This window comes from Bradyrhizobium glycinis, from assembly GCF_016031655.1.
GTDB classification, from domain to species: domain Bacteria; phylum Pseudomonadota; class Alphaproteobacteria; order Rhizobiales; family Xanthobacteraceae; genus Bradyrhizobium; species Bradyrhizobium glycinis.
The window spans coordinates 101,853-127,377 of record NZ_JACCHQ010000014.1 but is presented as its reverse complement, the minus strand read 5'-3'; the positions used below and the strand labels follow the sequence as shown (position 1 = coordinate 127,377).

Genomic DNA, 25,525 nt, shown 5'->3' with positions numbered 1-25,525 from the left:
CAAGCCGAGGTAAAAGCACTTACGTTGCCGCCGAGGGACAATGAATGCTTGACCGAGAAGCGCCAGCCGTGGAAGAGCACCGACGAGTGGCCTCGTCCTGCTTGGGTCCGCGGTGTGAGTAGAACTATCAGACACCACGCGGCGCCTTCCGCCACCGCCAGCTTCGCGCTTGTCATGGCCGCTACCGCGATGGGAGCGCTGTTCGTGTTGAGCATCGCCAGCCTGCAGCATTACAGCTTCGTGTCGCGATCCGCCGACGAGCGCATTGCACGTTCCCTGGATATCGCGATCGAACACACCAACAAGGTTTTCGAAGAAATCGAACTCCTTTTTTCGAGCGTTGAAGGCATAACGCGAAGGCGTAGCGTGGAGGCTCTGAAGAGCGAAGAACATGCGCTCCACGAACGACTTCACGAGATGATCGGCAAGGTGTCCGACCTTCGCGCGATCTGGCTGTTCGATCGGAACGGGAGGCCGGTGGTGACTTCGTCGGTTTCTCGGGCTCCCGACCTAGACAATTCGGACCGCGATTACTTCGTGGCGCAGCGGAATCCGGAGACGGGCACCTTCGTCGGCAAGATCTTGATACCGAGGATCGGCGGACCTCCCTTCTTTTCGGTGAGCAAGAAGTGGCGCGACGAGACGGGCGCAGTCGCCGGCATCAGCGCCGTCGTGGTGCCGCCCAGCGCATTCGAGAAATTCTTCGCTACCCTCGGCGGCGGTGCCGCGGCAAGTTTCGCGATCATCAGGGACGACGGGGCCGTCCTGGCGCGCTACCCAGCTCCGACGGCCCCGGACATCGTGTTGGCGGAGAACACCGGTTTCCGGCGCGCTATCGCAGCTCAGGAGCGCAAGGCGACCTATACAACGGTCTCGGCTGTAGATGGATTGAAGCGTCGGTTCGAGGTAAGGCATCTCGGGCATCTGCCGATCTACGTCACTTCCAGTCTTGAGGAGATGTCGATCTGGAGGGAATGGGGTGAGTGGTTGCTTCTCCAACTCGCCTTCGGGATACCAACCTTGGCATTGATCCTCTGGCTCGAATACTTAGCATTGCGGCGGACCAATCAATTCTACGCGGAGGTCCGCAAGCGAGAAAGCGCCGAAGCCGTGATCCGCCAATCGCAGAAGCTGGAGGCTATCGGCCAACTCACCGGCGGAATTGCGCACGACTTCAACAATCTCCTCTCGATCGTGATGGGCAATCTCGAAGCGATCGTTCGCCGCACCCCCGAGGAGGACAAAACGCATCGCCAGGCTCGAAACGCTCTGACCGGAGCGGAGCGGGCCGCGCAACTGGTGAGGAAGCTGCTCGCCTTTTCGCGCCGGCAGCCTCTTGCGCCGAAGCCAATTGACGTGAACCAGGTGATGATCCAGGTCGCCGGCCTTTTGGCCAGATCGCTTGGAGAAAAGGTCAAGATCGACGTCTTCCGCGCACCGGATCTTTGGATCACCGATGTCGATCCGATCGAGCTGGAAGCGTCTCTCATAAACCTGGCGATCAACGCTCGGGACTCCATGCCAGACGGAGGACGGTTGATGATCGAGGCTCGCAATAGCGTGCTCGACTCCGACTACTGCGCCGGAATCGAAAATCTCTCGCCTGGGGAGTACGTCGCCGTCTCGGTCAGCGATCAGGGAACGGGCATACCTGCCGAGGTCCTTGAGCGGGTGTTCGAGCCATTCTTCACGACCAAGGCCCCCGGCTCGGGGAGCGGCTTAGGACTGAGTCAGGTCTACGGCTTCGCCCGACAATCGTCAGGGCACGTGGACATCCGAACCGAAGCTGGGAAAGGCACGACGGTCACCCTCTATCTGCCCCGATCGAACGCAGCCAAGCCTGTTTTTCTGGACGAGCCTAATCGAAGCGTCCTTGACGGGCGGGGCGAGAAGATCCTGGTGGTCGAGGACGATCGAGCGGTGCGCGAGCATCTGTTGGAGATGCTTGGCGATATGAATTATTCGGTGCTGGCGGCCGACAATGCCGAGGCGGCCCTGAAACTCATCGCGGATCCGGAACAGCGGATCGACCTGCTGCTGACCGACGTCGTGATGCCAGGCATGAACGGCAGGCAACTGGTCGATCTCGCGCTTTCCGAGCGTCCCGCGCTGCAGGTCCTCTTTATGACGGGATATGAAAGAGATGCCATCGTTCAGGATGGTCGGCTCCATCCCGATGTCGTCCTCATCCAAAAACCATTTTCGCAGCCGGAGTTGTCGCTGCGTCTGAGGTCGATGCTCGATACTCGCCAAACCCACACGCACGGCACGTGACAACACCAAAGAAAGATCTTTTGTGAACGCGACCGAGCAGCCGGCAAATCATTCTTCCTCGTCCCGGACGAGGCGCTGATCAAGGATGATGCTTGTCGATATGATCGAGGAACTAAGCATTGCGTGGGTGCGAAAGCCGGAACCTGCGGGAGGCGCTTTTGCTCTCGCGGGACGCTGCGTTCGGCGTGGCGATCCTCGTCAATCTTGCTGGATCGGTGCCAGTGGCCGGAAGTGATAGGACCGTGGTGTCGCCTTCGTCTGCGACAGCGGCTATTCGGAGCCTGGCGTGCCTGAGGCATTCGGTGACGAACCGATGCTGTGAAAGCCTTTTCAGTTGCCGCAACTGGAGGCGACGAGTAGCGAAAGTGCTCCCGAGCGTCTCAAATAGGTCCGCCGAAATGCCGTTCGCATACGCCCAGGATGTGGCGCTGATCGCGGGGCCCGCGTGAACTTCCAGGTGACGGTCTTGAAGATCCTGGTGGCCTATCCAGACGGATTCGCCGTGATGGAAGACCTCAAGCGCGACATGGCCATCCTGGCGACGAGCGGCCGCGACTGGACGGACCGGACCAGGCGGCTCGCGGCTAGGGTGCCGGGCCTGGACATCTGGTCACAAAGGACTGGTCGAGCGCCTAAGCGGTGGATGGAAGATCACAGCCAAAGGACGGGCAGTGCTCGACCTCATGGAGGCCCGTCCAGCGGCATCGGAGGCTGTCCAGGTGCCCGCGGTCGAAGATTCCATTGCGGCGTCCACATCGCCCGTTCCACCGCTGAAGCAGCCCCCCGATCGAGCCAAACGGCGGCGCGAGCGCCGGGAGCGTCGCCGTGAGGCCCGTGAACGAGCAAGGGCGAACGCCTCCTGAGGAAGGTTGAACGAAACAAAGCCGCCAGCGGAGCTGGCGGCCTGATAGTCCCGGACCGTCGGTTGCCTCCCCAGCCCCAAGCGTACCGCCGTTACCTTGTTTGCGGCCATGCCGCTCCATCCTATCGAACGCGCTTCGATTCGGCTATGCGGCCGCCGGTTTATGCACGGGGCATTCTACAAAGCCGTCTAGAGCCGAATGAGGAGAATGGAGCGAACCCGAGCGCTGGCCAGCCGCGATGGTTGCGTCGGCTCGGACCACGCCTAAAGCCCCGGACTTGAACGGAGGGCCCGTTTCCGCCGATGAGAGCACTTGCCGTTTAGGGCCAGCTCGAAAACGGTCGATGAGGACACAGGGCGTCTGGACGCCGCTCACCTTTATGATGGCCGTGGGCCCGAGCTCGAACGCCTCCCGAGCGGCATCCGTTCGAGGTCGAACCCGCTCCGCCTGCATGCCTAAACGAACGAGAAGGGTTCGGCTGGACCACATGAACTTGCCGCAGAGGAGCCAGGGTTGCAGATGAGTAAGTAGCCTTGCGGGACGAACGTGCTGGCGTGCGCACCCCTGGGCGCGCTGGCCTTGACCAGAGCTCTGATCGGGTGGCGGCCTGTTAAGTGGGACCACAATCGCTGGCGATTACCAACACCGTTCCCTTAGGCAACAGGTTGTGAGCATGCGGCCCGGCCAGCGTAGAGCAGGCGAGCGCCGCTTCTGGGTAGGTCTCCAGCCAACGTCTCTGCGTTCAGGGGGGGAAGCAGAGCACCGCACTTGAGGGCCGTCTGGTACTCAAGTGGGCAAAGGTCTCAGAGATACACAGGAACGGGACATAGGAACGATCACGACCGTAAATCGGTAGTGCTCGATCAGACAGGAGGCAGCCGTGGATCGTGACCAAGTCGACTCGAAATCTGGATCTCCATACGCCAACACCTCACAAGTTGAGGGATCAGATCAAATCCTGCTCCCCGGAATCGCAGGTCGAGAAGATGATCTTGGCGCTGATCCGGCTTCGCCCTCCGCGGCAGACGTGGACAAGCCGGTCGGCGCGCGGCCGAGGAGCGAGGTGACCGGCCGGCATCAGCCAGGTATGGGCGCAAACGAGACGATCGATGGGTTGAGCGAGACGGAAGAGGCCGTTCGCGTGGGGGCGGAGGACGAGACCGACGTCGAAGAATCTGACCGTGAGGACTCTGACGGTCCGGTGTTCGATCGGGCCGATACGATGACTAAGATCATCTGAAGCAGACGCGCATGACCGATCTGGAGCAAAGAATACGTGAGCGGGCCCATCGTATTTGGCTGGACGAGGGCCGACCGGAAGGAAAGGCCGAAGCGCATTGGGAGCTGGCGCGAATGGCCATCGCGTTCGAGGACGCGAAGCCGCATATGCGGAAACCGGTCACAACCGAAACTGTCGAGCCGGTGGAGGCGCTGGTGAACCAAGGCGAGTTTCCAACTCTCACAGACCAGGGGGAGCAGCATCTTCCCGGCGAACTTGCCCGCGAGTAGCACCAGAAGAGGGCGCCTAGGGGCCGGGCAGGGCCTTGCATGGTTTTGGCGCAATCAGGCTCCCTCTCTCGGATCGTTGGGAGAGGAACGGTTTAAAGACGATGGCCCGCTTCGGATATCACGTTTCGCACGAGCAATTTGCACCGGCCGATCTGCTCCGATGGACCAAGATGGCAGAGGAGGCGGCCTTCGAGTGCGCCATGTCATCCGATCATTTCCGTCCCTGGAGCGAGCGACAGGGGCAATCGGGCTTCGCATGGTCCTGGCTGGGTGCGGCACTGGAAACAACTAGCCTCCCGTTCGGGATCATCACGGCACCCGGTTATCGCTATCATCCTGCGGTGGTCGCACAAGGTGCCGCGACGCTCGGGCAGATGTATCCGGGTCGCATCTGGCTGGCTCTCGGGAGCGGCGAGGCGATCAACGAATCCATCACCGGCATGCCGTGGCCAGAGAAGCAGGAGCGCAACGCTCGCCTTCTCGAATGCGTGCATGTCATCAGGGCGCTTCTCGCAGGCGAGACTGTTACTCATCGCGGCAGGGTGAGCGTCGTTGAAGCCAGGCTCTATACCCGCCCGGAGGAGCCGGTCATGCTGGTCGGCGCCGCCGTGACCGAGACGACAGCGGAGTGGCTGGGCAGCTGGGCCGACGCTCTCATCACCGTTCAGGCCGAGCCGGAGCAACTAACCAAGGTTATCGAGGCTTTCCGTCGAGGAGGCGGGCAAGGCAAGCCATCATCCTGCAAATGGCGCTGTCATGGGCTCCGACCGAAGAGGAGGCTGAAGCCGAGGCCCTGCACCAATGAGCTTCCAATGCGGTCGGCGGGGAGGTGAACTGGGACCTTCGACGACCACAGGATTTCGACAAGGTCGGCCGCCTAGTCAAGGGTGAGGACGTTCGCCGATCGGTTCTGGTGTCGGCAGACCTGGGCCAGCATCGCGCTTGGCTTGCCCGGTACGCTGAAATGGGATTCGCCGAAATTCATCTCCATCAAGTGGGACGACGGCAATTGAGCTTCATCGAGGCATTCGCAAAGCAGGTGCTCCCGGCCGTCCGTGAGAAGTGACGGCGCGTGCCGAGGCGGAGTGGCTTGCAGTCGCGCCGTCCGAGGCCTGCGCCGCGATCTTTGCTCTTGGTTGCACGCGCCGGGTCTGGATTCCTAACCCGCCGGGCTAATGTTCGGATCACCCGGCTCCGGCAAAACACCGCAGCCGGGCGTCTTGTCCGAGTCGGTCAATTCCGGTCTGGCGTGCGGTCCTGCCGGATGTTCAGTCGTCCGTTCGGCGGCTTCATCCGGAATCGATTGAAGCTTGGCTTCTGAAGGTCGTTGCATTGCATGCTCCTGTCGGCGCTGCGAGTAGTCCGATTGCTATTCATCAGCGCGCGCGAGAGCTGAACGTTCCTGCCGATGGTGTCGGCTGCCCCGTGGGCTCTGCGGCCAGGGAGGCGTCCGCAGAGCTACGACTTAGGAACGGCGGATCGATGCTCTGGTTGGGACAAGAAACCGGAGACGCTCGCTATGGTCGCAAATCTTCCCCGACGCGAAGAGAGAGAAGGCACCCGCAGATTGATGATGTGGGGATGCGCCGTCGTGGCGGTTCTTTTCGTGGGCTCTGCGTTGTGGTTTGTCGCACCCCAGATGTTCGGTGCGACCGACTATGTTGGACGTCCGCCGACAGGAGCCAACAACAGCGCGCCTGCCACTACGGTCGGGACCGGAGTTCCGACACAGCGGGAGGCGATCAGCACGGCAGCGAAGGAAGATCCCGCTCAAAACGAAGACTCGACAGGTCGTCGAGCCCGCGAGATCCGACAAACTGCCGCGCCAGCTGACCTCAGCGAGCGCCAGCGCGAACAACTCCGTGCGATCTTCTCAGCTGCGCAAGCGCCTACCATGGATCGCCCCAATTTCGAGATGATGATCGGGACGTCCATTCCCCGGCAGACGACGGTTGCAGACCTGCCGCCCGAAGCAACTCAAGTGCTGAATGGATTTTGGGGAGACCAGTATCTCATAGCGGGCAAAAGTCTGGTGATTGTGGATCAACACTCCCGCCGCGTGGCCGCCATCATCGCCAACGTGCACTGAGACCTGTTTTCCTGCAGCGGCCAACTATATCAGGCGGATAGTTGCCGGATTGACTTCTCAATCGCGGCACCCAGCGCCCAGCCGGCAAGGACGTCTGTTGGCCAATGTGCCAAAACGGCAATTCTGGTCGCAGCAAGCGCTCCGCCGGCCGCATAGATATACCTACTTTTCCTGGGGTAAGCCCAAGCCAGGGCGCCGACAACGGCTCCAAGATGTACGCTGTGCCCGGAAGGAAAGGAATCGTACGGCTTGCCAGAGATGCCGACCCCTCGTCGATCTTGACCCACCACGCAACGGTCGGGGCGTTGCCGGTCGATCAAGCTTTTGATCACTTTCGGAGCAGCGATCGCTGCCGCTACCGTCAACGCGAAATGGCTCGCGGACATGCGATGACGCCGCCCACCTACCCGCGAAGCAAGCCAGATGGCAGCGGCGGCCGGGCCAAGCACGTGACCATCAGCCGCCCACGTCGCTGTCCGGAGGCATTTCTGGATGATCGGATTTGTCTGTGTTGCCGCCTGGGTTGCAATGAAACGATCCGCCTTGGTGGGCGGAATGGATACTTTCCTGATCATCTTCCCTGAATCGTAGAATATCTGCAGGGCGCTGACTCTAATGCCGCCGTCACTTCGTGCCCTATCATTTGATACGATAGGCGAGAATACTTCCTGCGCATAATTTAACTTATGTTCCTGCAGCTTGCATTTATCCGAAGATATAATTCCCGAACGTCCAAACGGAGGTCACCAATGATCAAGCGCAGGAGACGATTCAAACAGACAGATTCTCTCGAGTCGCGGCTGGCGCAGTTCGCGACACGTTTGCGAGACGAGGCAGACCACCGGCCGCCAGGAGAGGAACGCAACTCGTTGCTAAAGCGCGCTTACAATGCTGATCGAGCGATCGACCTCGAGCGGCATCTGCGCGACCAGCGATAGCACTGAGGCGACTTCGGCGCAGGACCTCAATCACTCAAGTGAACAGGAAGATCGCGAGCTTTTCACGGCACGCTAGGGCGGATGTACCCCTCGTGCCAGGAAAGGCTCTCTGTGATCAGACCGGAGACTTCCGTACGCGCGAGACATCGGCCGGATCGATGGCACGGTCACGCCCGGTCCCTCGTTGCAGGGCGGCGACCAGATCCGGTCCGAGAGCTCGCAGAATTGGGAGACCGATCGGAAGATAGCGCTCCCTTGCTCTCCTCGAAAGCCCTACGCGATCTCCCTGAGACTGCTCAGGATCGCCAGATGTCGCTGAATGATAGGAAGCGACATCTGGGCCACCTGCTGCTCCTGCGGATTGCTGCCGCCTCTCAAATAAGAACTGTTGAGTGCGAGCAACTCGCGATGTCCCCGGATCTGCCCTTGGACGTACATTCGATCGAACCGGCCCGCCGGCGTGGCCTCGAGTTGGCGCAGCAACGTGGCATGGTCGGGCCGCAGCGGAGCGGCGCCGGGTTCCGCCGCGAGCGCGCTCGCGACCTGAACCTGCTCGGCGATCCCGGCCCTTGCGAAATTGATGACGTGCTCGGCGAGCTGCACCAGCGCCACGGCGGCGAGCTGATGCGGGTGGAGATTTCTCATGCCGCTCCGCTCGGCCGCTATCGGTCGTGGGAGGCAGCGCGCCCCGTGGTGCAGCGCATCGGATCACAGTCGTCACGGGCATGGCACCGGAAGCTCTTGCCGGGTTGGAAGCGCCGGATGCCGTCTTCATTGGCGGTGGTCTCGACGAAGGGATTGCTCGTGCGTGTCAAGGCGAGCTGACTTGTCTGCATCGCGAACGCGCCGCCCATGAGGTCGGCCGTGCGAAAGTCCCTCTGCGGAACGGTTCTGGCGCGTGCAGTGTAGGTCGATAAGCCGAGCCCGCCCAGAGCGAGCAAAAACGATCGTCTCAGCATGTTGTATCTCCAACGTGTCGACGACAGACGCGCCCGCTATGTTGAACGTTCCTAATCCGGTATGGAGCCGGCCCTTGCATGCTCCGACGTCCGCTTGCTTAACGCATGTTTAGTCCCGACGAGTTGGTCGCCATGGGGTGCTCACCGCTGGTGAGATTGCCGGCCATCATAGGAACGTCCGTGTGAGCGATGGCTTGTTTTGGCATCCTAAGTGCCGCTCCGCGCACGAGTCCACCACATGAAACACAAGCGACCGAACAGCTTCCCGACGTCCGCCGGCGTTCTTCTCGGACTTGGCCTCGGCGGATTCTTCGACGGCATCGTTTTTCATCAGCTGCTGCAATGGCATCATATGTTAAGCGGCTGGTATCCACTCGACTCGATCGACAACATCAGGCTGAACACGACCTGGGACGGCCTCTTCCACAGCACCACTTATGTCGCGGTACTTGCTGCTCTCTATTTGCTCTGGCAGCGGGCACGCAGGAGCGATCTGCAATGGTCGCGTCGGAAATGTCTCGGCCTGATCCTGCTCGGCTGGGGCATCTTCAACCTGGTCGAGGGCGTGATCGATCACCAGATCCTCAGGCTGCATCAGGTCAATGAGACGGCGCCCGAAGGCCAGCGCATCTTCTGGGATCTCGGCTTCCTGCTCTGGGGAGCTGCGATGGCCGTGATGGGCGCCGCCATGGCGCGTGCGGGAGCGGAGAGAGCGCATGCGCAAGGCAGTCTACAAGCTCGTTAGAAGCACGCCGCCGGCTTTGGTCTACGCCGTCTTTGTGTTGCTGCTGATGCTCGCGATGGCGCCGCTATGTCGTGTCCTCCTGTTCGGTCTGTCGATGGACGAACTCCTGAAGTTGCGCTGCCTTGCGCCGGTCTGAACGAGGAGAAAGAGCATGGTGGAGTTCAGGCTTCCGAAACATTCCCGCATCGAGCAGGGAAAGGTCTGGCCAAAGCCCGGCGGCACGCGGTTACGCGAATTTCATGTCTATCGCTGGAATCCCGACGATGGCCGCAATCCCCGGCTGGACACTTTCTTCGTGGATCAGAGCGATTGCGGACCCATGGTGCTGGACGGCCTGATCTGGATCAAGAACAACGTCGACTCGACGTTGACGTTCAGACGATCCTGCCGCGAGGGCGTGTGTGGCTCCTGCTCGATGAACATCGCCGGCCAGAACACGCTGGCCTGCACCAAATCCATGAGCGAGGACGTTGCAGAAGGCGAGCCGCTCCGCGTGCTGCCCTTGCCGCATCAGCCGGTGGTGAAGGATCTGGTCCCCGACCTCACCAACTTCTACGCACAGCTTGCCCTGATCGAGCCGTGGTTGCAGACCCGATCGCCCGAGCCCCAGAAGGAATGGCGGCAAAGCCACGAGGATCGGGCCAAGCTCGACGGTCTCTACGAGTGCATCCTCTGCGCCTGCTGCTCGACGTCGTGCCCGAGCTATTGGTGGAATTCCGAGCGCTTCCTCGGCCCTGCGGCCTTGATTCAGGCCGCGCGCTGGATCTACGACAGCCGGGACGAAGCGACAGGCGAGCGGCTCGACATGCTCGAGGACCCCTTCAGGATCTATCGCTGCCACACCATCCTCAATTGCGCGAAGGCCTGTCCCAAAGGTCTCAATCCCGGAGAAGCCATCTCCGCCCTGCGCCTCAAGATGGTGGAGCGAAAATTCTGAGCGCCGCGCGTTGACCGTCCCTATACTTTTAGCTTCAGCATCCGTCGGCGTTCCAAGGATAAATCGCTGCTTCGGACGCGCGCAATGCGGAAGCCGATGCCATGACGCGGTCGTATACCGACAGTCGAGAGCACGTTCGCAGCCTGCGTGCCTCAGAAGGAGGAGCCGTCACCAGAAAGGCGAAACTTAATGTTTTTCCAATAGTGAGGCCGTAAGGAGTTCACGCTGCATTTTGAGCGCGCGCCCCCCGAGACGATTCGCTTTCGCGGCGCCGAATTCTTCACGCGCTGCCGCTCGGACGGTCGACATAGGAAAGATGCACCATTCCCGGATCGGCTGAATTTGCATTGATGCCGAGTGTCTCTTCATAATCGCAAGAAGCTGGTCAGTTGACATGTTTCGGTTTTTTTGTCGCGTTCACTCAAGATCCAACACTCATCCCAAGAACCTGGATGCCTTTCACTCGATTTCTGGAGCCGATAATGCAGAAATCAAACGACCCCAGGCCTGGATCAGTGACCCAGGGCTGGGGCCGCTTCGGCTCAAGAGAGCCTCGCGCCTATAGCGCATATGGATCAAACACTGGGGGCGGTTGAGTGTTCCTTGGGCTGACGAGTTCTTGGAAGTAGTCTTCGCGCGGATCTCCAGAAATCGGAAGAACTTCGGAACCGTAGCACGGTCAGCACAACGGCCATGCCGACTGTGAGCGGAAGCTCAGGCGGAGCCCTTCAGACAATCGAGACGCTTGCGGAGAAACGACAAAACCATGATCTCGTCCGAAGTGAGCTTGGCGTACTGGCGCCTGAACTTCTGCGCGATCTTGGCTTCGATCATGTTAACGAGATCACCGGACATGTAGGCGCTCAGGACTTCCGGGTGCACGTAGCACTTGCGGCAGATTGCGGGCGTGTTGCCGAGCTGCTTCGAGACGCTGTCGATCGCGGCAACGACGTTGCGCTTCGCCTCGGCTTGGCTGTCGTACTTCTTGAACTCGGTCAGCGCCAACGCCGCCAGAACCGTCCCCGCCCAAGTCCGGAAATCCTTTGCGCTGAAGTCCTCGCCCGTGATGTCCTTGATGTAAGCATTGACGTCGCCGGAATCGACCGTACGCGGCTGTCCGTCGTCATCCAGGTACTTGAAGAGCTCATGTCCCGGGATTTCCGCGCAACGCTTCACGATGGCGGCAATCCGCTTGTCTTCGACCCGAAGTTTCCACTGTTTGCCCGACTTGCCGGTGAAGTCGAACCGAAGGACGCCGCGGCCCACCGCAACGTGCTTTCGCCGCATCGTAGTGAGCCCGTAGGATTTGTTTTTCTCGGCATACTCGGCGTTGCCGACTCGGATCAACGTCTTCTCCAGCAGACTCACGATCGTGGCCAGAACCTTCTCGCGAGGTAGCCCTTCCAGCTTCATGTCGGCCGCGACACAGTCGCGCAGCGCGGGCAGCGCGGCAGCGAACTGGACGATGTGTTCGTACTTGTTCTGGTCGCGCAGCTCGCGCCATTTTGCGTGATAGCGGTACTGCTTGCGCCCCCGAGCATCGAGCCCGGTCGCCTGTATGTGGCCATTCGCCGAGGGGCAGATCCAGACGGATTCATAGGCCGGCGGGATACCGATGGGACTTGATGCGTCGGACAACGGCGGCATCGGTGATGCGCTTGCCGTCCTTGTCGTAGTAGCTGAAGGTAATCCCCATCCGCTTGCGGGTGTAACCGGGCGCGGAGTCGCTGACATAGCGAAGGCCTTCTTCCGCAATGGTAGCTGCGACCTCGGCGGTGCGGTCCAGAACCTGTTCTTCGTCGCGAGTCTCTCGGAGCATGGGCCTGTCCCTCGGAAGCACCCTGGGATCGAGGCTCCACTCCTTTCTAAAGGAATGAAGACAGCGGTTGGTTCCGTTCGGAGATCGGGGGGTCTTAGATGCAGATCAGTAGCCGCGCAGAATACCGGCCCCCAGCTAGAGCAGGCGGTTCCTCTCGACGGGGCGCTGCGCAGGCTGACGATGGCGGCAAGGCCTAACTTCAGACAATCGCCACAAAGTTTACGGACACGCTTTCCCGATTTAGTCTGTGCGAAGGCCGCTATGTCCCAATATTCGCTCGATGTGTTGCGTCAGCGCTATGTCGTCGAGAAACGACCACTGGAGTCCAGCCTGGAGCAGATCTTGCGGGCCGACACCCGCGCGGGAGCCCGTGCCATCCTGGCTTCGATTGATAAGCGGCGCTTCGAAAACAGGTCCGAAGGGCAGCGCCTCCGCAAGATGCTCAGTTTTGAAACCTCTCTGTGGGAGAGCGGCGTTCATGTCGTGGCAGGCGTGGACGAGGCCGGAATGAGCCCTCTTGCCGGGCCGGTCTCCGCTGGCGCCGTGATCCTGAAGCCGGGTACCCGGATAGTCGGGATCGACGACTCGAAGAAACTCGACGCTGCGGCCCGCGAGGAACTCGCGAAGGAGATCAAGGCAAAGGCAGAGAGTTGGTGTGTGGCGTTCGTCGAGGTCGAGGAGATCGATACGATCAACATCTATTGGGCGGGCATCCAGGCTATGCAGCGCGCCGTCCGGGGACTAGGGTTGACGCCGCAACACCTGCTGATCGACGCGAAGAAATTGAAGGAAATCGACCTCCCCCAGCAGGCCATCATCAAGGGCGACGCCAAGTCCGCGAGCATCGCTGCTGCGTCGATCCTGGCGAAAGTCGAGCGCGACACGGTCATGCGGGCTCTCGACGTCCGCCACCCCGGCTACGGCTTCGCGGATCATAAGGGCTACCCGGTGCCAGCTCATTACGATGCTCTCGCCAGGCTTGGTGCATGCGCAGCTCACCGGAAGTCGTTCGGACCTGTACGCAAGGCTCTCGGGTTGCCGCCCCTGCCGCCGTGGCCTTCTGCAACAGAGCGCGCGGCCGGTTGACGGGGTCGGACGTGTCTTCTCGGCGGCGCTATTTTCGCGACCAACTCTTTTCGCGAACGACGTCCTTGGCCTTCTTGTCGGACCTCAGGCCGAGATAGACTGGCTGGCGCAGCTCGCCCTTGCTGGTCCACTCCGCGAACTTCACTTCCGCGACCAGCGAAGGACGGACCCAGGTCGTGACTTGCTCATCCTTCACCTTGGCGGGGAACGGCGACTTACCCGTCTTGAGGCTCATGAGCTTGCCGTGAAGCTCTTCGAGGACCTGGTGGCTGAAACCGGTGCCGACATGGCCGATGTACCGCCACCCATCATCTTCCCGCACCGCCAGGACGAGAGCGCCGAAGAAAGGCCGGGTCCGCCTCGGCGCCGTGAAGCCGGCGATCACCACCTCCTGGCGCTGCGCGGTCTTCACTTTCAGCCAATCGGCTGTCCGGCGTCCAGACGCATACGGGCTGTCGGCGCGCTTTGCCATGATGCCTTCGAGATGCCTTCGCTCAGCTTCTGCGAAGAACTTTGTTCCATTGCCTTTGCGGTGGTTGCTGAACGCGATCAGCTTGTGGCGCGGCAGGATGGCCTTAAGCCACTTCTTGCGCTCCAAGAGCGGCAGCGCTCGCAGGTCCTCGCCGGCCGCGAACATGAGGTCGAACGCGCAGTACAAGAGCTTGGCCTCATGGCGCAGGGCGTTCTGAAGCAATTGGAAATGGGAGACGCCGTCTTTGCCGATCGCGACGAGTTCGCCGTCGATCACGGCGTCCACCTTTACGCCCTCTAGCGCTTTCGCGACCTCGACGTAGGAGTGGCTGATGATCTTCCCGTTGCGGCTGTAGAGCGCGACCCGACCACGCCGGATCTCCGCGACCATGCGGAAACCATCGAATTTGTCCTCGAAGACCCAATCGGGATCGTCGAACGGCGCATCCGTCAGCGTGGCCAGCATGGGCTGCAGGCGCCGAGGCAGGGTCGATTTTCGGGCCATGGCAGGGGCTCTCTACAGGGCCGGCAAAGGCCGAAACGACGAGGATGGAAGGCGAACCCGCGCGCTGTCGCCGGCCACGACCGGTCCCCCGGCTCGGACCTCGCCCAGCACCCCTGATTTGAATGGGGGGCCCGTTTCCTCCGACGAGAGTACCAGCCGCTTGAGGCCGCGCTGGAAGCGGTCGATCAGAACGCAAGGCGTCCGGAGACCGGTCAGCTCGACGACCGCGGACGGCCCGAGCTCGATCAGGGTCCCGAGCGGCATCCGCTCCAGATCCAGGCCAATCGTTGTGATATTTTCACCCATGTCCCCCGCGGCGACTTCGAAGCCGGCTTCCCCAAGGAATGCAAAGAGCTCGGCCGGGATCAGGTGGACCTGCCGGAGATTGGGCAGGCGGGGCCGGCGACGTGCCAAATAGCGGTGCCGGACGAACGGACCGCCGTGGGCGTCGCCTTCGACGCCGTGGCCCGCCACCAGAACGATGCGATCCTTGACCGGTTTGCTGAAGTGGTGCCCAGGGTCCGCGGCGACCGCCGCCACCTTTCCCTCGAGTGAGAGATCGTGCGCCTGCGACATCAGGCGGCGCGGGCGAGCGAGCGCCGCTTCTGACGCAGGTAGCGCGTGATCTCCGGGAGCGTCATCGCATTCAGGACCCGGTCGGCAGGGACGCCGCCCTTGCGGGCCATCTGGACGCCCCAGTGCATGTGGTCAAGTTCGGGGATCGAGTGCGCGTCCGGATTGATGCTCAGCATGCAGCCGAAGTCGAGGGCCGCCCGGTGCCAGCGCCAGTCCAGGTCCAGGCGCCACGGGTGGGCATTGATCTCGACGACGACGTCGTGCTTGGCGCAAGCCCGCAGCACCTTCTCGATGTCGATCTCGTAGCCGGGCCGCCGCTGGAGCTGTCGCCCCGTCATGTGGCCGATGATGGTGGTATGAGGATCGGAAATGGCCCGAAGCAGCCGCTGCGTCTGCGCCTTGCGGTCCAGCTTGAAGCGGCCGTGGATACTGGCGACCACGAAATCGAAGCGCTCCAGCACGTCGTCCGGATAGTCGAGCGAGCCGTCAGCCAGAATGTCCAACTCGATGCCTTTGAGTATCCGGAAATCCTTGCCGAAGCCCTTATTCAAGCGGTCGGCTTCCCGCTGCTGCTGCGCGACCTCCTCGACGGAGAGGCCGCCGGCGTAGTGGGCTGACTTGGAATGGTCGGCCACGCCGAAATACTCGAAGCCTCGCTGGCGCGTGGCCTTTGCCATCGTCTCCAGCGTCTCCGACCCGTCCGAGGCATCGGTGTGGCAGTGAAGGATGCCGCGCAGGTCCTGGTCGGTGACGAGCTTCGGGAGCTTGCCTTTCAGAGCCGCCTCGATCTCGCCGCGCCCTTCCCGCAGCTCTGGGTCGATGAAGGGCAGACCGAGGGCGCGGTAGATCTCGGCCTCCTCGCCGGCGATCAGCGTGCGCCCCTTGTGCAAGCCGTCGGCTTCCAACCGCATTTCCTTTTTGGCGGCCAGCGTCCGGAGCTGCTCGATGTGGGCGGTAGAGCCCGTCGCGAACAAAAGCGCGGCCCCGAAGTGCTTGCGGTCGGACAGGTGGATCTGCAGTCCGTCCGTCGGCGGTGGCTTCGCGGCCTTGAGTCCCTCAGCAACGATCGAGAGATCGCCGACGAGTTCACACCCCCGCCGGAAGTCGCCCGCAATGGTGACGCGCCTCAGCTCGGGCCTGGACTTGCGGATCGACTCCTTGGCGTGCGCCAGCAGGGCGGAGGCCCGGTGCAGATGGACGCGGCCTTCACCGCTCTTCGCGATCGCCAGATTCTGTAGGATCTTGGTCTGCAACGCGGCCCCGAGGCCTTTGGCCTTCTTAATGCGGTCGTCCTTCACCGCGGCCTCCAATTCCGCGAGCGAGGCGATGCCCAGATCTTTGTAGAGTCGCAGCACCTTCTCCGGCCGAAGGCCAGGCACCGCGAGCATCTCGAGCACGCCCTCCGGAAATTCCTTCCGCAGCTTATCAAGGCTGGGATGACTGCCTGTCTTGTGAAGTTTGGCGATGATGTCGGCAATAGCATCGCCGACGCCCGGAATCTCGGTGAGCCGGTCTTCGGCGATGAGCACATCGAGCGGGTCGGCAAGAGCCGCCAGGCTATCCGCGGCCCGAGAGTAGGCTTTCGCCCGGTAGGGATTGCCGCCTCCCAAGGCTGTGCGCTGCGCGTACTCTCGCAGGAGACTTGCCACACCGCGCGCGTCGAGCGAAGGCATTCAGCCAGCCTCCCGGTCCGAGCTTTGCGGCGCCGCCGGAGTAGGGCGACCGCCGGGGCGGTCGCCTGACCGACGATCGAGAGAGCTCTCCAGCTTCAGGGCCGCGCGAAAATCCTCGAGATGCTGCGTGTTCGGGCTGTAAGCCGCCTCCTTCTTGAGGAGGTTATAGATCCGGCCGACCACAAGCTGCAGGTGCTTCATCCGGCCCTTCGGCATCGCTCGCGCCTTGCAAAGAGCCCGGACTGCGTAGGCGCGGAAATAGTCGAAAGCGTCTGACATGATGTCAGTAAACGCCGGCTACCCCTCATGGTTCGATTAGCAGCCATGGCCTCATTCTCCGACGCCGGCGCCGCGGCGGCCTCGCGGCGCCGGCCTCCCGGCCTGAGTGCTGCGTCAATCCGACCGGGAAAACTTGGAACCTCTGGGCGCAGCACATGTTGTGCCCGGCCAATACTGGAGGACGACATGAACAAGAAACTTCTTCTGCTGCTGACGGCCGCTTCGCTTCTGACGGGTCCGTCGTTCGCGCAAAATCCGCCGGCCACCGACCGCCCGAACAACAACGCGGTCAACAGTTCCGGCCAGAACAATTCCGACAAACCGGTTTCGGGAGCCAACAGCTTCACCGAGGGCCAGGCCAAATCGAAGATCGAGCAGGCGGGGTACACCGATGTCACGGGCCTGAAGAAGGACGACAACGGCGTGTGGCGCGGCAAGGCCAGCAAGGGCGGCACATCGACGGACGTCAGCCTTGACTTCCAGGGCAACGTCAACGCGGCGAAGTAACCGAGCGCAGCAGCTAACACAGATAAGGACTCAAAATGACCGTTACCATTACGCGTCTCTACGACAACTATTCCGACGCACAGCGCGCGGTGACGAGCCTCGAAGCGGCAGGTCTGCCGCATTCGGACTTGAGCATCGTCGCGAACAATTCCGACAACTGGTACAGCACCGACAAGAAGGTCGATCGCGACCGCGACGGTGTCGACGATCGTGCCGAAGGTGCTGCCACGGGGGCCGGTGTCGGCGCGGGTCTCGGCGGCGCAGCCGGTCTGCTCGCGGGCCTTGGACTGCTGGCCATTCCGGGCTTGGGTCCGGTGGTCGCGGCCGGATGGCTTGCCTCGACGGCGCTGGGCGCGGTCGCGGGCGGCGCCACGGGCGGAGTCGTCGGTGCGCTGACGCAAGCTGGCGTTTCCGAGGAAGAAGCACCTCTCTATGCCGAAGGCGTAAGGCGCGGCGGCACGATGGTTTCGGCCCGCGTTCCTGACGGCGATCGTGCGCGCTACGAAGCGATCCTCGACCAATCGGCTGTCAATCTGCGCGACCGCAGCGCGGCTTGGCAAAAGGCGGGGTGGAAGAGCTACGATCCGGCGGCGCAACCTTACGGGGCGGACGAGGTCCGCCGCGAGCGCCAACTCTACGGCGCAGGCGTACGGTAAGGTCAGTCGGCGACCCGCCTCCAGGGCGGGTCACTTTTTCTCACGCGAAAACGATCGAATACGGGAGCGGGAAATGAGCCGCGGAATGCCATCGATGACCGCCCTCTTGGGCATGCTCGCTATCGCCGGTTACCAGAATCGAGACAAGCTGGCGGAGATGTTTCGCAACGCGACCTCCGGGCAGTCGGCGCCAGGTAACAAGGACTCGCTAACCGGCATGCTCGGCAACTTGGGCGGCCTCGTCGGCGGCGGTGGAGTGGGTTCGTTGCTCAACGGCGGGATCGGCGAACTTCTCGAGCACTTCAAACAAAACGGTCAGGGTGACGCCGCGCAGTCCTGGGTCGATCACGGGCCGAACCGGGAGGTCACGCCGCCCGAACTTAAGCAAGCGATCGGTCCGGATGTCCTGCAGAAGCTGGAACAGCAGACCGGACTGTCGCAGCAGGAGATACTCGATCGCTTGTCCCGCGAGCTGCCGACAGCCCTGGACAAATACACGCCCGACGGACGGCTTCCTTCTTCGTCGGCTGGCTAACGCAACGAGTTCTTGGAGGAAAACATGGGCATCATCTGGACGATCATCATCGGTTTTATCGCAGGGGTCATCGCGAAATTAATCATGCCCGGCGATAACGAGCCGACTGGTTTCATTCTGACCACGATCCTCGGAATCGTAGGAGCGTTCGTGGCGACCTATCTCGGTCAGGCGCTCGGCTGGTATCGGCCCGGCGAAGGAGCGGGGCTAGTCGGCGCCGTCGTCGGTGCGATTATCGTACTGTTCGTTTATGGACTGGTCGCAGGCAGAAGCCGTCGGGCTATCTAGTTCACGGCGTGTCGCCCGTCTTCGAAAATCCCTGCGAAAGCGCGAACGATGATACTACATGTCTTCCCGCAATCCCTTGAAGAACGGATGCCGGACCTTCCCTTCCGCGGACTTCGCCCGGGACTCGACCTCGGCGAGCAGCTTGGGCTCCCCCCAGATGCCCTTGTGGGCGATCCGCTTCGCGTACGGCTGCGTCTTCCGGATTAGGGGCTTCAGGCGCCTTTGCAGGTCGGTTGCGGAGACCTTATCGAAACCGTGGTCGACCTTGCCGGCGTAGACCAGGTCGTCCCCCTTGCGCCGACCGAGATAGATGCCATCCCATTTGCCTTCGTCGAGCGCGAAGCCGGCGATCGCGAGGGTTTCTCGCTGCGCGCAGGTCTTCTTGACCCAGTTGTTGCCGCGGCCGCTGGCGTACGCGCTGTCGCGTACCTTTGAGACGACGCCCTCCAGGCCGACCTTGCAGGCGTGCGCGAACATCTCGCGGCCTTCGATCTCGAAGCTCTCGCTGAATTGGATCGCGGTGCCGCCGATGATCTTCTTGAGCTCTGCCTTGCGCTGAAACAGGGGCAGCTTCCGAAGGTCGCGGCCGTTCAGGTACAGGAGATCGAAAGCGACCAGCACGATGCTGCTGGACCTGCCTTTGAGTTCGTTCTGAAGGACCGAGAAGTCCGTCGTGCCGTCCGCGGCGGGGACCACGACTTCGCCGTCCACGATCGCCGACCCCGCCTTGATGTGCCAGGCGTCGTCGGCGACCTTCTTGAAGCGGTTGGTCCAGTCGTGACCGCGCCGGGTGAAGACCTTCACGGCTTCGTTCGCCAGGTGGACCTGGACACGGTAGCCGTCGAACTTGATTTCGTGAATCCATCGCGCTCCGGACGGCACCTTCTCGATCGACGATGCCAAGGCCGGTTCTACGAAGCCGGGGAACGGCGCCTTCACGCCGATCGCCGCCGGTTTACACCGCTGAAACGCCACGCCACGAACTCCAACGCAACAACCTGCGGACTCAAAGCCGGCCGGCAGGATTCGTTTCCGGAACTCGCGAATCCTTGCGACGTTGCATCGTCATCAAATTCGCAAGAGGAGGAGCCGATGGCGGCAGCGAAGAAGAAGGCCGCGCGTGGACGCAAGCAGGACCGGGCACGAGTCGCCAAGGGACAGGACTACGAAGTCCGCTACGAAGCGAAGAAGACTGGCCGCTCCGCATCGGCCGTGAAGAAGGCCGTCAAGAAGGTCGGCAACAGCCGCAAGCGGGTCGAGAAGCGTCTCGGCCGCTAGGCCGGAGCGGTCTCCAGACGCGGCGGGAAGCATCGCTCATTTTCCGCCACGGGACGGACCCTAGCTTACTTTCGGAAACCTTGTGTTGACCGTCGGGATCGGCCAACATGAGGTACTTTTTGCATTGATCTTACTTGCTTTCACCCTGCCATTTTCAAGAGGGTGTTATGGCAGCACACGAACATTGGCAGATGGATGCCAGCGCTCCCGAGCTGTATGAGCGCTATCTCGTGCCAGCGATCACCTCTGTCTGGGCCGATGACCTGCTGGATCGGATCGAGCCGGAACATGGAGAAAGCGTCCTGGACGTGGCGTGCGGGACCGGCGTCGTGGCGCGACGGCTGGCCGAGCGCGGCCATGTCGGAAGACTTGTCGGCGTAGACCTGAATGGCGCAATGCTGGCCATCGCCCGGGCCAAATCCAGGGAGGTAGAGTGGATCGAGGGCAGCGCCCTGGGTTTGCCCTTCGCGTCGCGCAGCTTCGATGTCGTGCTCTGCCAACTCGGACTGCAATTCTTCCCTGATCGGCCGCAGGCCGTCAGAGAGATCGCTCGCGTCCTCAGGCCGTCCGGACGTCTAGGGCTGAGCGTGTACAGCTCCATCGAGCGCACGCCGGCCGCCTACGCCTTTGTGCAGGCGCTGGACAAGTTTCTCGGAGCCGAGTCCTCGCGGACCAAACGCGCCGAGCATCTTTCCTGCGGCGCCGACGAAGTGGGCAATTGGGTGCGCCAGGCCGGATTCGACCGTGCCCAAGTCGAGACCGTGAGCAAGCAGATCAGCTTCCCGTCGGCGCTCGATTATGTTCGCTTCCAGCTCACCGCGACCCCGATGGCTGCGCTATTGAAGGGGGAGGATGAGGCCGGCCGCGCGCGATTGATCGCAGAGATCGCCGACGACGTGGCCGGCCGTCTCGATCCCTCAACGCTGGCGAACGGCAGGCTGACGTTTCCCCAGGAATCCTTCGTCGTCGTCGCATCGCTTTGCTGACGCTCGACCTGGACTACTTGTTCAGGCGGCCTGCCGGCGTCCTGAAATTGGAAACGCCGATCGTAGGAGGACCACACGTGAACGAGCATTCGAAGCATTCCGAGACGCCGCCCTATGACCGGACATTGCTCCTCCACGGTTCGAAACGTAACGAGCTGCTGACATTGGACGAAATCCGTCGATACGGCAGCGACAGTTTCTGCGATCCCGACTTCATCCGGCTGTACGGCATGACGCCGGCCCAGTGGTACGCGCAAGGGGTACGCTTGCTCGGCCGGACAGCAGTCGAGTGCACCCGAGATGCCGTTGCCGACCGCATCGGGCAGGACGTCGCTGCTGTCGCAGCCTCGCTTCCGGCAAGGGGGCGATGGGTCGTGTTGGATCCTTTCGCCGGCTCTTGCAATACCTTGTACTGGATATTGCGGCACGTGCCGCGATCGCGCGGGATCGCCTTCGAGTTCGATCCTCAGATCTTTCAGCTCACCAAGCAAAACCTCGCGGTCCTTGACCAGACCATCGATCTGAAGCACGGCGATTATCGCCTCATGATGGGGCAACTCCATACGGCGCCCGATGAGGCCATGATCGTCTTCGTGGCGCCGCCTTGGGGCACTGCGCTGAATGAGACGGAAGGACTAGATCTGCGCCGAACAGAACCTCCCATAACCGAGGTCATCGCGAAGTTCGCCGAGGCATTTCCTGCCAGTCGGATCCTTTTCGCCGTTCAAGTGTATGAGAAGTTGGATAAGCGCGCCCTTGCCGAACTTCAAGGCAAGCTCGATTGGTCCGACCTCAAGATCTACGATTTCAACGTTGCCGGCAGGAATCACGGCATTCTCCTGGGAACGCGGGGATGGACGCCCTGAGGGCCCGCGTCACGCCCGGCAGGAAAATCGCGTGAAAGCGGTCAGCCTCTGCACGGTTGGCTCGACGTCCTGCATGTAGATTTGGCTGCGCAGGAACGCGATCTCGTCGTCGAGGGCGGTCTCGTCGACGTCTATGAACCAGGACTTGGGGCGCCCGTCGCTCCCGTCGTTCCAGCGATACCCTCTACGTTTCAGCAAGTCCTTGAGCTCGAAAGCGGTCTGCTCCGCCCAGACTCGCATTGTCGGCTTGCGGGCGGTCTCGAGCAGGAGCGCCAGTGCGGACGAGCCCATCGTCGGCAATTCGAACGCGAGAATCTCCAGCAAGGCGTGGCAATCGTCGACCGCCCGGTGCGCCTGGTGAAAGTAGCCGGCTCCGTTAAGGAGATAGCCAAGCTGCGAGCCCGCGAAGCCGTGTCTGCGCCAGTCGATCTCGCTCATGCTGCAGCCCCAAGCTTTGTGCTCGAATACGGGCCAGTAGCGTTCGGCGAATTTTCTGTCGAAGCCGCTGTTGTGCGCGATCGTGATGACTCCGCTTTCGACAAAGGCGGCGACCGCGGCATCGTCGAATTTGTGTCCGGCGACCATTTCGTTGGTGATTCCGGTGAGTGCCGTCACCTCCGCGGAGATCGGCGCACTCGGTTCGTTGAAAGCGGAGAACGTGTCTCTGACGCCGACGATCCGTCCGTCCGGCGTGTAGTCGAACTTGACCATCCCGAGCTCGATGATCTCGTCTTTCGCGTGGTCGAGGCCGGTCGTCTCGGTGTCGAGCAGGACGCCGGTCCGGACCTCTTGCCCCGCAGTCGGCATCTAGGTCGGTCGGGCAACCAAGCGCCGCAAGATCCGGTAGTCGGGTGACCGGCTCAGTGCCTCGGCCATTGCGGCCAAGTCCGCCGGGTCCAAAGTATGCCCGTCTCTGAGGGGCTGGGTCAGGGCATCCATGGTTCCACAATACCGGCCAAAAGCTCCACGAGGTACCTGGAAAACAAGCGATTCACGACGTTTTCGAACGTGCCTGGGGGCGCTGCGGGCAGATGGCCAATTTTCCTGTTGGCGGGCCCGGAGCATGTCGGAACCGGCAGGCTCCGTTCGTCTTGAATCCAGCACCGTCCCTCCGGAGTACCGCGTGCATGGCTCCCCGCGCCAACTGGAAAGGCTTCCTGCGTCTGTCACTTGTGACCTGTCCGGTGGCCCTCTATCCGGCGACGTCAGAGTCCGAGAAGATCTCGTTCAACCAGTTGAACCGGCAGACCGGCCATCGCATCAAGTACCTGAAAGTCGATTCCGACACCGGCGACGAGGTGCCGAACGAGGATATCGTCAAGGGCTATGAACTCGAGAAGGGTCAGTACATCGAGGTTTCGAAGGAAGAGCTCGAGGAGATAGCGCTGGAGTCCACGCGGACCATCGAGATCGACGAGTTCGTCGACAGGTCCGATATCGACCCGCGCTACCTGATCCGCCCCTACTACCTACGTGCCGGACGGCAAGGTCGGCCACGACGCCTTCGCGGTGATCCGCGAGACCATCCGCGAGATGGACAAGGTCGCGATCGGCCGCGTGGTGCTCACCAACCGCGAGCACATCATCGCGCTTGAGCCGCTGGACAAGGGTCTCGTCGGCACGCTGCTGCGCTATCCGTATGAGGTGCGCAGCGAGCAGGAATATTTCGACGAGATCCAGGACGTCAAAGTGACGAAGGACATGCTCGATCTCGCCAGGCACATCGTGAACCAAAAGGCAGGGCGGTTCGAGCCCGAAAAGTTCGAGGACCACTACGAGACCGCGCTGATTGATCTCATCAACAAGAAGCGGGCAGGCAAGCCGATCACGCCGAAGGAGAAGCCTGCTACCGGCACTGTCGTCGACTTGATGGAGGCGCTGCGCCGATCAGTCGGCAAGCAGGCCGCGGCGGCGAAGGCTGCTAACCCGCCAAGAAGCCGCGCAAGGCGGCAGCCGGCCAGAAGGAAATGCTGATGTCGATCGAGGGCAGGAAGCCGGCGAAGGAAACTGCGGCGAAGAAGCCCGCTGCAGCCCGGCGGAAGTCGGCGTAATCTTCGAGACACCAAGGGATTGGAACGAATGGGTTCGCGAAGAGTCGAATCCATGCCCCCGGGCCCCCAAAGTCCCGCCGGGGGAAAACCTACCCCTAGGTTGGCGGTCTGAATGCGCAACATAGCGCAAGGACCGTTTGCGCCCGAAGGAGGAAGCAATGAGCGATCGCACCTCAAACCGGAGCATGCCGACCGCGGCCCAACGGGAAGCCCAGAAGGTGTTTCGCGACACGCGCGCGGAGGCACCGGTCTCCGAGCATGAACACGACCAACAGGCATTCCATGCAAACCGGGAGCGCCTGAAGGCGGAGCGGATCGCTCGAGAGGCTGCAGCGGAACAGAAGCCGAAGACCTGATTGGCTTAAAGGTCGGACGATTAGCGCCAGCGGGCTCCCGTTCGATGGAGAACGATTGCGACGTCCGCTTCCCACATCACCGAGATGAAAAGCGGATGCCACCTCAATTCCGCCCTGGTGGGAGCGAATGCTCGAGGAAGAAGCGCAGCATTTCTCTCGTTGCGTCCGGTCCGTCCGGATCGGTGTAGGAGCCGGCGGGGCTGCCCCCCGACCATGCGTGTCCGGCTCGGTGGATTTCCCAGTGTTCGAGGATTCCGCGCCCGCAGGCGTCGGTGTGGACCGTGCGAGTGTAGGCATGTCCTCCAGGTACCCGCCCCCGATGCACCTTGGCTTTCGTGCGGGATCCGCTGATCGACTGTCGGACGATCCGATCGCCGTTTTTGGAATGCACGGTGGTGTCGCGATCGCCGTGAAAGACGATTGTCGGCACGGGCGGGCCGTCGCTCGGCGCTGCCTCAAGTCCGCCACCTTGCTTCATGGCCATCAGCGCGGAGGGAAGGTCGCTGGCTGCTCCGCAGGCCAGTCCGGAATGAACGCCGATCGCCGCGTACAGATCGCCGTACGTCGATCCCATGACGGCCGCGGCCGCAGCCCCGGCGGACAGTCCCGCGACGTAGACGCGTTCCGGATCGACCAAATAGTCATGCATGATTTGGCGGGTGATGCCGGCGAAGAGTGAGGGCTCGCCTCCGCCGCGCTGTTGGTCGGCCGGACGAAACCAATTCCAGCATTTCGCCTGGTTTGCGTCGGCCCGCTGCGCGGGATAGGCGACGAAGCAGGTCTGTTCTTCGGCGATGAAGTTCATCCGCGTGCCGGCGGCGAAATCCTCCGGTGACTGCGTGCAGCCGTGGAGCATGATCACCAGCGGAATGGGCTGTCCATGATAGCCGCTCGGGATGAACAGCCGGTAGGCGCGGCTTCCCGCGGCATTTGCGTAGACGCCTTCGACGAACCTGGCGCCATCCGGCACGATGTCCGCCATGGAAGGCGGCGCACGCCTCAGGGCTCCTCCCAGTCCGAGCCCGTGGAGGTTTTTGGCGATATCCACTGCCGGCTGGGCCGCCCGACGCGGCCGCCTCGTCTCGGCGGCGTTCGCCTTGGCGTCGATGGTCGGCGGCTCTCTTCCTGCAGCAAGGGCGAGGTGGCCGGCCATCGGTGCGGTAGCGCCCCGCTCTTTCTCGCCCCGAAGCATGCGCTGAAGCAGCGCGGTGGCCTCGACGAGTTGGCCCGAGCGTGTGAGGCGAGTGGCTTCGCGAATGATGTCCTGGTTCAACATGAC

Annotated in this window: 29 protein-coding genes and 4 pseudogenes; 21 read left to right on the top strand and 12 right to left on the bottom strand. The window is 62.2% G+C overall.

What is annotated here, in order from left to right; genetic code table 11:
• The first annotated feature begins 48 nt into the window (after window positions 1-48).
• From HZZ16_RS20840 to HZZ16_RS20825, 5 genes and pseudogenes are all read left to right on the top strand, one after another.
• Window positions 49-2,274, top strand: a complete 2,226-nt coding sequence (locus HZZ16_RS20840; RefSeq protein WP_197951173.1) for a hybrid sensor histidine kinase/response regulator family protein — start codon at window positions 49-51, stop codon at window positions 2,272-2,274.
• A gap of 445 nt (window positions 2,275-2,719) precedes the next feature.
• Window positions 2,720-3,137, top strand: a pseudogene (locus HZZ16_RS37245) (hypothetical protein).
• Between the two features lie 880 nt (window positions 3,138-4,017).
• Complete coding sequence (locus HZZ16_RS20835) at window positions 4,018-4,377, top strand: hypothetical protein (RefSeq protein ID WP_197951171.1); 360 nt, start codon at window positions 4,018-4,020, stop codon at window positions 4,375-4,377.
• Window positions 4,378-4,388: 11 nt separating this feature from the next.
• Entirely contained in the window at window positions 4,389-4,646 is a 258-nt protein-coding gene (locus HZZ16_RS20830; RefSeq protein ID WP_197951169.1) for a DUF2934 domain-containing protein, read from the top strand.
• A 101-nt stretch (window positions 4,647-4,747) separates the two neighbouring features.
• Window positions 4,748-5,712 (top strand): annotated as a pseudogene (locus HZZ16_RS20825) (TIGR03885 family FMN-dependent LLM class oxidoreductase).
• 93 nt (window positions 5,713-5,805) lie between these two features.
• On the opposite strand, the gene HZZ16_RS20820 reads toward HZZ16_RS20825, so the two are convergent.
• Complete coding sequence (locus HZZ16_RS20820) at window positions 5,806-5,979, bottom strand: hypothetical protein (protein WP_197951167.1); 174 nt, start codon at window positions 5,977-5,979, stop codon at window positions 5,806-5,808.
• A gap of 258 nt (window positions 5,980-6,237) precedes the next feature.
• Between HZZ16_RS20820 and HZZ16_RS38165 the strand changes: the two genes are divergently transcribed.
• The gene (locus HZZ16_RS38165; RefSeq protein ID WP_197951165.1) at window positions 6,238-6,735 is read left to right on the top strand and encodes a DUF1236 domain-containing protein; all 498 of its coding nucleotides are present in this window, start codon (window positions 6,238-6,240) and stop codon (window positions 6,733-6,735) included.
• A 29-nt stretch (window positions 6,736-6,764) separates the two neighbouring features.
• Here HZZ16_RS38165 and HZZ16_RS20810 read toward each other — a convergent pair whose 3' ends face one another.
• Together HZZ16_RS20810 and HZZ16_RS20805 are read right to left on the bottom strand one after the other, a co-directional pair.
• Entirely contained in the window at window positions 6,765-7,310 is a 546-nt protein-coding gene (locus tag HZZ16_RS20810; RefSeq protein WP_197951163.1) for a phosphatase PAP2 family protein, read from the bottom strand.
• A gap of 636 nt (window positions 7,311-7,946) precedes the next feature.
• The gene (locus tag HZZ16_RS20805; protein WP_311974217.1) at window positions 7,947-8,276 is read right to left on the bottom strand and encodes a DUF4142 domain-containing protein; all 330 of its coding nucleotides are present in this window, start codon (window positions 8,274-8,276) and stop codon (window positions 7,947-7,949) included.
• On the opposite strand from HZZ16_RS20805, the pseudogene HZZ16_RS37235 reads away from it, so the two are divergent.
• The 5 genes and pseudogenes from HZZ16_RS37235 to HZZ16_RS20785 all read left to right on the top strand — a co-directional run.
• Window positions 8,247-8,372 (top strand): annotated as a pseudogene (locus HZZ16_RS37235) (cobalamin biosynthesis bifunctional protein CbiET); the annotation flags it as partial. The gene HZZ16_RS20805 and the pseudogene HZZ16_RS37235 overlap by 30 nt on opposite strands.
• A 26-nt stretch (window positions 8,373-8,398) precedes the next feature.
• Window positions 8,399-8,590: a hypothetical protein gene (locus HZZ16_RS38620; RefSeq protein WP_512699523.1), complete on the top strand. Its 192-nt coding sequence runs from the start codon at window positions 8,399-8,401 to the stop codon at window positions 8,588-8,590.
• Between the two features lie 280 nt (window positions 8,591-8,870).
• A complete protein-coding gene (locus HZZ16_RS20795; RefSeq protein WP_197951157.1) occupies window positions 8,871-9,377 on the top strand; it encodes a DUF2243 domain-containing protein in 507 nt (168 codons plus the stop codon).
• Entirely contained in the window at window positions 9,349-9,513 is a 165-nt protein-coding gene (locus tag HZZ16_RS20790) for a hypothetical protein (protein WP_197951155.1), read from the top strand. The genes HZZ16_RS20795 and HZZ16_RS20790 overlap by 29 nt, the downstream gene beginning before the upstream one ends.
• Before the next feature lie 15 nt (window positions 9,514-9,528).
• Window positions 9,529-10,314 (top strand): succinate dehydrogenase iron-sulfur subunit, encoded by a 786-nt coding sequence (locus HZZ16_RS20785; RefSeq protein WP_197951153.1) that lies wholly within the window; start codon window positions 9,529-9,531, stop codon window positions 10,312-10,314.
• Window positions 10,315-11,028: 714 nt separating this feature from the next.
• Here the strand turns inward: HZZ16_RS20785 and HZZ16_RS20780 are convergent.
• Together HZZ16_RS20780 and HZZ16_RS37230 are read right to left on the bottom strand one after the other, a co-directional pair.
• Window positions 11,029-11,952, bottom strand: coding sequence for a DNA topoisomerase IB (locus HZZ16_RS20780; protein ID WP_246510263.1), 924 nt, complete (start codon window positions 11,950-11,952; stop codon window positions 11,029-11,031).
• Complete coding sequence (locus tag HZZ16_RS37230; RefSeq protein ID WP_246510262.1) at window positions 11,909-12,133, bottom strand: hypothetical protein; 225 nt, start codon at window positions 12,131-12,133, stop codon at window positions 11,909-11,911. Before HZZ16_RS37230 ends, HZZ16_RS20780 begins: the two co-directional genes overlap by 44 nt.
• Before the next feature lie 261 nt (window positions 12,134-12,394).
• On the opposite strand from HZZ16_RS37230, the gene rnhB reads away from it, so the two are divergent.
• The gene (gene rnhB / locus HZZ16_RS20775; RefSeq protein ID WP_197951151.1) at window positions 12,395-13,219 is read left to right on the top strand and encodes a ribonuclease HII; all 825 of its coding nucleotides are present in this window, start codon (window positions 12,395-12,397) and stop codon (window positions 13,217-13,219) included.
• 28 nt (window positions 13,220-13,247) lie between these two features.
• Here rnhB and ligD (HZZ16_RS20770) read toward each other — a convergent pair whose 3' ends face one another.
• Genes ligD (HZZ16_RS20770) through HZZ16_RS20755 form a run of 4 tightly spaced genes read right to left on the bottom strand, consistent with a single transcriptional unit; the run spans window position 13,248 to window position 16,645 of the window.
• The gene (ligD, locus tag HZZ16_RS20770) at window positions 13,248-14,195 is read right to left on the bottom strand and encodes a non-homologous end-joining DNA ligase (RefSeq protein ID WP_197951149.1); all 948 of its coding nucleotides are present in this window, start codon (window positions 14,193-14,195) and stop codon (window positions 13,248-13,250) included.
• 12 nt (window positions 14,196-14,207) lie between these two features.
• The gene (locus HZZ16_RS20765) at window positions 14,208-14,771 is read right to left on the bottom strand and encodes an MOSC domain-containing protein (RefSeq protein ID WP_197951147.1); all 564 of its coding nucleotides are present in this window, start codon (window positions 14,769-14,771) and stop codon (window positions 14,208-14,210) included.
• On the bottom strand, window positions 14,771-16,444 hold the full coding sequence (locus HZZ16_RS20760; protein WP_197951145.1) for a DNA polymerase/3'-5' exonuclease PolX: 1,674 nt from the start codon (window positions 16,442-16,444) through the stop codon (window positions 14,771-14,773). Before HZZ16_RS20760 ends, HZZ16_RS20765 begins: the two co-directional genes overlap by 1 nt.
• Window positions 16,445-16,645, bottom strand: coding sequence for a hypothetical protein (locus tag HZZ16_RS20755; protein ID WP_246510261.1), 201 nt, complete (start codon window positions 16,643-16,645; stop codon window positions 16,445-16,447).
• A gap of 264 nt (window positions 16,646-16,909) precedes the next feature.
• Here HZZ16_RS20755 and HZZ16_RS20750 point away from each other — a divergent pair, with 264 nt between their 5' ends.
• The 4 genes from HZZ16_RS20750 to HZZ16_RS20735 all read left to right on the top strand — a co-directional run bounded on the left by HZZ16_RS20750 (window position 16,910) and on the right by HZZ16_RS20735 (window position 18,709).
• Entirely contained in the window at window positions 16,910-17,230 is a 321-nt protein-coding gene (locus HZZ16_RS20750; RefSeq protein ID WP_197951141.1) for a PepSY domain-containing protein, read from the top strand.
• A 35-nt stretch (window positions 17,231-17,265) separates the two neighbouring features.
• Window positions 17,266-17,886, top strand: a complete 621-nt coding sequence (locus HZZ16_RS20745) for a general stress protein (protein ID WP_197951139.1) — start codon at window positions 17,266-17,268, stop codon at window positions 17,884-17,886.
• A gap of 73 nt (window positions 17,887-17,959) precedes the next feature.
• Window positions 17,960-18,421: a YidB family protein gene (locus tag HZZ16_RS20740; protein ID WP_197951137.1), complete on the top strand. Its 462-nt coding sequence runs from the start codon at window positions 17,960-17,962 to the stop codon at window positions 18,419-18,421.
• Between the two features lie 24 nt (window positions 18,422-18,445).
• Window positions 18,446-18,709, top strand: coding sequence for a GlsB/YeaQ/YmgE family stress response membrane protein (locus HZZ16_RS20735; protein WP_197951135.1), 264 nt, complete (start codon window positions 18,446-18,448; stop codon window positions 18,707-18,709).
• A 54-nt stretch (window positions 18,710-18,763) separates the two neighbouring features.
• Here HZZ16_RS20735 and ligD (HZZ16_RS20730) read toward each other — a convergent pair whose 3' ends face one another.
• A complete protein-coding gene (ligD, locus tag HZZ16_RS20730; protein ID WP_197951133.1) occupies window positions 18,764-19,684 on the bottom strand; it encodes a non-homologous end-joining DNA ligase in 921 nt (306 codons plus the stop codon).
• Window positions 19,685-19,801: 117 nt separating this feature from the next.
• On the opposite strand from ligD (HZZ16_RS20730), the gene HZZ16_RS20725 reads away from it, so the two are divergent.
• The 3 genes from HZZ16_RS20725 (at window position 19,802) to HZZ16_RS20715 (ending at window position 21,839) form a co-directional block, all read left to right on the top strand.
• Window positions 19,802-19,987 (top strand): DUF3606 domain-containing protein, encoded by a 186-nt coding sequence (locus tag HZZ16_RS20725; RefSeq protein ID WP_197951131.1) that lies wholly within the window; start codon window positions 19,802-19,804, stop codon window positions 19,985-19,987.
• 167 nt (window positions 19,988-20,154) lie between these two features.
• The gene (locus tag HZZ16_RS20720) at window positions 20,155-20,973 is read left to right on the top strand and encodes a class I SAM-dependent methyltransferase (RefSeq protein ID WP_197951129.1); all 819 of its coding nucleotides are present in this window, start codon (window positions 20,155-20,157) and stop codon (window positions 20,971-20,973) included.
• A gap of 77 nt (window positions 20,974-21,050) precedes the next feature.
• Entirely contained in the window at window positions 21,051-21,839 is a 789-nt protein-coding gene (locus HZZ16_RS20715; RefSeq protein WP_197951127.1) for a TRM11 family methyltransferase, read from the top strand.
• A gap of 9 nt (window positions 21,840-21,848) precedes the next feature.
• On the opposite strand, the gene HZZ16_RS20710 is transcribed toward HZZ16_RS20715, so the two are convergent.
• The gene (locus HZZ16_RS20710; RefSeq protein WP_246510259.1) at window positions 21,849-22,646 is read right to left on the bottom strand and encodes a 3'-5' exonuclease; all 798 of its coding nucleotides are present in this window, start codon (window positions 22,644-22,646) and stop codon (window positions 21,849-21,851) included.
• 320 nt (window positions 22,647-22,966) lie between these two features.
• Here HZZ16_RS20710 and ku point away from each other — a divergent pair.
• Together ku and HZZ16_RS20700 are read left to right on the top strand one after the other, a co-directional pair.
• Window positions 22,967-23,890 (top strand): annotated as a pseudogene (gene ku / locus HZZ16_RS20705) (non-homologous end joining protein Ku).
• A 158-nt stretch (window positions 23,891-24,048) separates the two neighbouring features.
• Entirely contained in the window at window positions 24,049-24,246 is a 198-nt protein-coding gene (locus HZZ16_RS20700; RefSeq protein ID WP_197951125.1) for a hypothetical protein, read from the top strand.
• A gap of 103 nt (window positions 24,247-24,349) precedes the next feature.
• On the opposite strand, the gene HZZ16_RS20695 is transcribed toward HZZ16_RS20700, so the two are convergent.
• Entirely contained in the window at window positions 24,350-25,522 is a 1,173-nt protein-coding gene (locus HZZ16_RS20695) for an extracellular catalytic domain type 1 short-chain-length polyhydroxyalkanoate depolymerase (RefSeq protein ID WP_197951123.1), read from the bottom strand.
• Between the last annotated feature and the right edge of the window lie 3 nt (window positions 25,523-25,525).